General features: G+C 40.3%; 1 protein-coding gene and 1 pseudogene. One reads left to right on the forward strand and one right to left on the reverse strand.

Features of this window, described 5'->3' with window-relative positions:
* The first annotated feature begins 473 nt into the window (after positions 1-473).
* On the forward strand, positions 474-1067 hold the full coding sequence (locus C7H19_RS27325) for a pentapeptide repeat-containing protein (RefSeq protein ID WP_425428934.1): 594 nt from the start codon (positions 474-476) through the stop codon (positions 1065-1067).
* Positions 1068-1157: 90 nt separating this feature from the next.
* Here the strand turns inward: C7H19_RS27325 and C7H19_RS24550 are convergent.
* Positions 1158-7319, reverse strand: a pseudogene (locus C7H19_RS24550) (DNA/RNA non-specific endonuclease); the annotation flags it as partial.
* Between the last annotated feature and the right edge of the window lie 50 nt (positions 7320-7369).

Consider the following 7369-nt stretch of genomic DNA (forward strand, 5'->3'; position numbering starts at 1 on the left):
GTGCCGTTGGCTTGCAGGTTGAAGAAGGAGTCGGTCTGGCTGAGTCCTATGCTAGTTCCGACGAGGGGGGTGAGGGTGTTAGCATCAAGGAGGGCGACTTCAAAGGCATCAGGGGGGGCTAAGTGGCTGTGTCCGAGTTCGGTGGCAGTAAGGGTAAATTGTAGGGTTTTGGCACTTTCTGGGATGATGAAGGTTTGAGTGAAGTTAGAGAGGAAGGGGGAGTTTTCTGTTAGTATGGCTTTGGAGTTAAGGATGATGGCGGCACCGCGTTGGTTCCAGCCGAAGTTGGGGTCATTGGGGCTGGTGATGTCGAAGTCAGAGTTGAGGATGGCTACTAGCGGGGCGGTGGTTAAAGGGGCTTGTAAAGATTGGCTAATATCTAGATAATTTTCAGATTTTAGTGAACTTTCCCAAATATTAGTGGTGCTAGATTTTATATTAGTAACTAATTGAGAGGTTTGATTATGGCTGAGATGACTAGAGAAGCGTTGCTGGCTCGATACGCTGCTGGAGAACGTAATTTTAGTGGTTTGGATTTGAGTGGGTTGGACTTGAGTAACATTAAAGATGAAATCAGGAGAGCCGAAGACCACTATGCCTTCTTGAGAGAGAATTACCCCTTGAATCGTTGCATCTTTCGAGGAGCTAACTTCAGCTATGTTAATTTCTCTGGGACTTGTATTATGCACTGCGATTTTCGGGACACTACTTTCAGAGGAGCTAACTTGAGCCACTGTGCTTTCAGTGGTTCTAATTTTACTGGAACCGATATGCGAGAAGTCACTTTGACCAATGGTGAGGGGATTGGGGTCATTTTTGAAAATACCAATTTTCAAGGAGCTAAAGGAAGTTTCGTTCACGAAGGAACTTTGTGCCTCCGTAATTGTATCGGTCGAGGCGGGAAGTTCATTGAATTGTTGAACGAAGAAACGGTTATGAGAGAACTCAACAGTAGGTACGTTGATGAGTGGAATGGTATTCCCATGGATCAAATTCAGAGAATCGGATTGAGTAACACTTGGCCCCTCAACACTCAGACTATTGATGAAGATTCGATACCCTTCTGAATCAGTTGACAAAGAAGAAGATAGAGATGAAGTTTCAAAAAATTTAATTCCTGTCCAGGCTTCGATATCTTTATACGAAACCTGCCAAGTTTGCCAATTCTGCCAATCTGTTAAAGAATAAATAATTTTCTGATTACCATCAGGCATTGTTTGAGTATAAGGAAAAACAGATGGTTTAGACGTATTAGGTGTAATAATTGCTTGAACTCTATAAGGAAATATTTTTGTTAAATCTTCTCCACGAAAAGTAAGTACAGATATTTTCCAAGTATAATCGGGGATTTTAATATGTTTTGGATTTACTATTCCCTTATTAGTTATTTCTGAATTAAAACCAAGTCCACCCGAAAATACATACAGTTCTCTATTAGCATCTTTATTGACAACATTTCTAAGATAATTTTCAAAGTTTAACCAAGCTGGCTTATACTTAATATTTCCATATTCATCTTCCTCAAAACTATTATTATTTTCATGTTGTGGCAGCATACTAGAAGTGTAATATGTTGCAAACTGATCTTTTGTAGTAGCATTGCGGTGTGAATCAGTCACCATATGACCGCGCTGATAACCATCAGTAAATCGGTAATCAGGAGCATCAGTTAGAGTAGTAAAAGGTAGTAAATCATCTCTTTTCCAAGGATAATCTAGAGTATCTATAAAAAGGTTAGAATCGGGCGTAGTTGACCAAGGAGCTGGCGGACGACTTAAACTACCAAGAGAACTTTGATCGAGTTTATAAGCTACCCAATTTGGCCCTTTGAGCGCATCATTATAAGACAGAGTGTACTGAGGTCTTTCCACTAGATAGTTATTCCCGAAATTCTGGGTATCAACTCTGGCAGGCTGTCCAGTTAAGATGGGACTACCTAGTAGTAAATGTTCACTTTTAAAGAAAACATCATCTAAATAAACCGTACCGCCATTTACTTCAAATTTAAGTGTTGCTACCTTACCTCGAAGGTGGCTTGGCACTTCTATATGGAAAGTTTCAAAGCCTTCATTTCCGTATTCAATTTTGTAGGTATCATCATTGTTGTAACCCAAATCATAGGAACCGTTTGCTTTTGTTAAATAGATAGTTTCTGTTTTACTTTGCCCATTACTCTCTAGAGTGGCTTTGACAGTACCTCCATTAAGTTTAGGTACATACACATCGAACCGTAATACCCCCCAATCAGGAACAACAAAAAGGTTGTGAGTAATACTGTTTAACCCATCACCAAGCTTTAAAGCATAGCTCTGATTACCAGCAACGCCAGATTCCAGATATTTTTGTAACACATTCTCAGCATTTGCTCCATTATAAAAAGACCAACCAGGAATACTTTGATCTGGTTCTTGGAAAGCGATCGCGTCAAAGTTTCCATTAAAGAGAGTGGGAACGGCAAAATCACCGCGCAGTTTAGTTTTATAGGTATTATCTTCGGTCACAGAAGTTAAACGTAAATCCCTTGCATATTTCCACAGAGGAGCTTGCTGAATTTCTTCATTGCTAACCTTCCCATTTAATAAATTGTAAGGACGGGTTGAATAGCCACCTCCTACAACCGAGTGGAACCAGCCCGTGCCAATTCCTTCCCAAGGAGCATCTTGAGCGCCAGGCGTGTCTGTCTCAGAGCTAATAAAATCAGCCTTAGTATGATCTGGCGTATACCAAGTGGTAGTTGGATCGGGTTGTTCATTTTCTTTGGTATACAAATCGCCTAAACGACGATAAATTTTTGTGTCATCTTGTTGTTGACCATCATAGCTAAGATTCGCCGTTCCCAAATACCAATCAAGTGCCACACGATGAGGCAGATTGGTATTAAGTTCTTCATCAAATCCAGCCCGATGATTTAAATTGACATTCCAATCAGCCGAATCAAGCTTTCTTCCATTAATAGGAATCAATCCTGTTCCATTAGTTTGGAAATAGTTATCGGCATAGGTAACGTTCTTCCAGATCTTGATACTAGGATCGAGGATATTAGCAAAAGTTCCTTCTGCTGTTTCGGTGTATTGATAAGGATCAATTGTCGTCATTTGGAGATCGCGGTTTAGAGGATTAGTACCCCCCGCCTCAGGATAGAAAGTTCCCAGACGCTGAATGATTTCACTATTAACTACGGCTCCTTGACCAAAACCAATAAAGTGTAACGGTGAGTTGAAGATCTCCCCCTGATTGCGAATGAGTGAGCCATTGGATTCATAAAAAAGGAATTGCCCGTTTTTATAACGCCCCACGCTACCCCAATAATTAAGATCCAATTGCACCAAAGAAGCAAATAGAGTATCCGCTGCCGCTTCAGCAAAGCCAGCATTGTGCAAACTGCTTGTGGAATTAACGCCTTCTTCCCAGATGGGAATCCAGTCAACTAAAAGTACTAGAGGTTTATCAGAATAAGAAACTACCTCTTGATTATTTGGAATCCAAGAGAAGCTACTTTCATTAAAAGTAACTGATTGCCAGTCGCTAGTCGTTCGGTTATATTTCATGACCAAACTACCGAACTTTTCCATCTGATATGCAAGCTCATTAAATTGATAATCAATCAATAGGCTATGATCATAAGCTTCAGGTTCTACCCCACGAGTTAATATAGTTACACTATTAAATGGTGAATTATTAGTTAAATCGGCGAGCGAAGAAAGCGGAACTTCATACTTTATCCATTGAATGTCTGTTTTGGTTTGATTATTGAGAAATTGACCGGGAAGTTGATTGGTGAGAAGTTGCGCAGATTTAGAACCGATGGCTCGAATTCCAACATAATAAGTTTGTCCGGCGGTCAGTTGGCGATCGTCAGGAAGAATAAATTCAAAAGGATTGGTTTGTTTGGTTTTAACTAGGTTGCGACCATCAGAAAGCTCGATAAACTCCTCTTTTTGCTCTTCACTGGTTAAGGCATTTTTTACGACATACCAGGCATTATTGAAGAAGCTTGCCGCCCAAATCCGGTTAGGATTATAGTCTTTATCTCCTTTCGTGTAACCTTCAGGTGCCCAATCTTTGGGAAATAGTCCCTGGTTTTGCGGAAACGTACTAATATAAAGCTCGACACTAGAATCTATTCCTATTTTTCCTTTTTCTTTTTCAGGTTCCAGTTCGGGCTGCGTTACTAATAAAACTCCATCCTTGATTTTCCAGTTAATTTTAATGGTCTGAGTCGGTTTAGTCTCTACTGCAACTTCAATCTTATCAATGACCGGGAAGATTGACTGTTGAACAAGTCCTAGAGAGTATCGAGCCTCAACTGGATTATCTTTAGTGGGATTGCCATTAATATTTGGATTTGCCGCCACACTAATTTGAGAATTAAATTCTTCAAGTGGTGTGTTAGTAAGGTTCTTGAAAGGGTTTAAAGAATTTTGATGTTCTTTAATCGTCTTAATAATTTCCTTGACATCGTAAATAAAAGTGCCAACGAAAGGATAACTAGCGGTTAAATAGTTATTATCACTAGAAATAGATAAAGCACTGAGGTATCCATTAGGAATCGGTCGTGTAGCCGCTATTAACTGTGGATTTTTTAAGGGATCTTTAATAATACCAATACTGCTACCCGCTCTCGAATCGGCATCGACATCGGCAAGCCCCTGACCGAGATTGCGAGAATTGCGACCCGCTACAAAAGCATATTCTTCATTCGTAATGGGATCACGTATCATGGTTACTGCTACGGCTTCGTTAACATCAAAGTAGTCTGCCGTACTACCCAAACCGATTTGAGCATATTTTTTGATAGTAGCTTTAAAGTTATTAGTATCATTGTTTTCAATTTCTATATAGCCAAACCCATAACCGTCTTCTCCACGATTAGTAAAAATCATCTTGTTCGCATCGGGAGTAGCGGCAATTCCTTCAATTTCAATCAGAATATTTTGTAAATCTTTAGAATTTTCGGATTGTGCTTGTTTGGGATCGATGATTTGAATCGGCTTATGTCTCTTCGGACTGTTTTTATCGATGTCAATAACAACAATTTGTTTGCCCGTAGTCGCAAATAGTAAAGTGCCATTATTATTAATCGCTAGCTGACGAATTCCACCAACTTCGCTCAGTAGCCCTGAAAAGTTTATCGTTCCATACTCATGATAAAACTGATAGGGATCTAATTTTTCTTGCGGTTTTGGCTTTCTTTCTAATTGAGGATCGATGTTAAGAAAATAAATTACTCCTTGAGCAAGATCGCCAATATAAGCAAATTGATCATCTGGACTAATAACAATGGAGGAAGGACGAGAACCAGGATCTAGCTTAATATCATCGATCTCAGAGGTAGTTGGATCGGTATCTAAGTTTCGCAGTCCAATTGCGTCTACAACCGCTACAGACTGGGAGTTTTCTAGGGGAATGTAAACGCGAGAAGCATCATTAGTCGCCGCTAGATGTCTGGGAAGGTCGCTTTGGCTAGGATTGCCAATTGGAAGACGAGCTAACAATAAATTAGCACTATTGGATTGATTAACGACTTCTTTAGGATTGAGAGTATTAATAAAACTTACTTCATCGCTTAGACGATTTACTGTTACTGCTCGCTCAATTTCTAGCGGAATTGGAACATAAATTGTCTCACTTTTTTCCGTTTCTATAGTTCCGTCATTAAAAGTAATTTTTCGAGCTACAGTGAAATTCAAGTCTTTACTAATCGGAAAATAATTAGGAACACGAACAACGATTTCCTCCTGCGAGTTTCCAATTGTTTGTAAATTGAAGGGAGCTTGCTGATAGGATTGAGAGCCGTATTCAAAATTAATCTTGAGATCCGATAACTGTTCGCCAAAATGGGAGCCAATAACTCGCACCAATACTCCTTCTTCATCAAAATCTAAAGCAACGTTTTTAACTATCGGTGTAATGTCCGAAGTATTAGGGGGTGGCGGCACATCAATCTTAATAACTGGAGTTGTTCCAGGTACAAGTTCAGCCAGATTTAGCTCGACATTGGTTGAGGTTTTGTAAGGAAGTCCAATCTTAGGAACTTGAATTACAGTGATTTCCTCAGTGACAGAAGTGTCAATTAAAATTCCACCAATTGTATATAGACCTAAACCGGCTCCTATAAGACCAACACCTAGACCTGGCGAACCTCCTTTTGCGCTAATTCCCCGATAAGCTAAAAATCCTCCAGCAGCAACAACATATATTCCAACAACACCAATAGCAAGGCCAGTCAAAAACTGTGCTTCGTTGAAATTAAATGTGGGAACTACGATGCTGTAATTTCCCCCTATTGTAGCTCCCTTCCAAGGTGGTGAAGCAGTACGAATCATTCCATCAGATCCAACAATTCCTGATTCTTCTAAAAGCCAGATCGGATTCAAAGCTCCAGTTTCATCGGGAATTTTTCCTTCTAGCATAAAGAAGACTTGAGTTCCAAGAGCTAATCCTTGAGGTGCAGGAATCGCCAATTGAACGGGTAAAGCTAATTCTTCATCACCAATTTCTAGCTTGAATGCACCTTGAAAAGCCAATTTTTCGGGAATGGGTAAAGCTAAATCGTTTAAAGCCAGTGGCGTAATATTAACCATCGTTTCTGTGGTTAAAGCACCTTCTGGAACCATTACCAGTGAACCATCACTACCCTGTACTACCCCACCCCCAGTGCTTAAAGTTGTCGCACCAAGATGAGGTGTTTCAACTCTGACAGGCAAAACGGCTTCGGTTGCACCGTAAATAACGGTTACTTGAGCGATTCCTTCATTGAGAGGGGTAATTAACCCATCAGGGCTAACGCTTAAGATATGAGGATTGCTGACCAAATAACGAGTTCCCGTCTCGTCACCTGAAAGAAAATCAGGAGCAAACGTAACTTCCCGATTAATAGTTACCAGAATTTGTCGATTGACACCTGCCGTTAATGTAACAGCATCAGGATAAATTTCTAAACCTTGCTCCTCGGCTAAAGCAATGTGAAATTCCGTTTGATTGGTCGGCGCGGGAATTTTACCTATCCGAGAAGCCGTGACAGCTTGAATGCCGTTTCTTTCTGCTCCCAAAACCGTCGTACCATTACTTAAACCAGTAACTAAGCCCATACCAGTAACCGAAGCAACAGTGGCATTTTCCGAATACCAAGTTAAATAATCATTTGGCAAAACAACATCTTGTTGATCAGCAAAATCCCCAATAACCTTTAATCCAATCTGTTCACCCACCTGTAACTTGGGATGTCGCTCGACAAAATCTAAAGAAAGCAAAGGTGCAGAACTAACATTCACCATAATTAAAGCTGAATTAGAAGCACTAAACCCATCGGATGCCATTAACTCAAAAGAAGCCAGCCCAGTATAACCTAAAATCGGCTTAAACCACG

The sequence above is a fragment of the Aphanothece hegewaldii CCALA 016 genome, from assembly GCF_003007785.1.
Classification (GTDB): domain Bacteria; phylum Cyanobacteriota; class Cyanobacteriia; order Cyanobacteriales; family Microcystaceae; genus Chroococcus; species Chroococcus hegewaldii.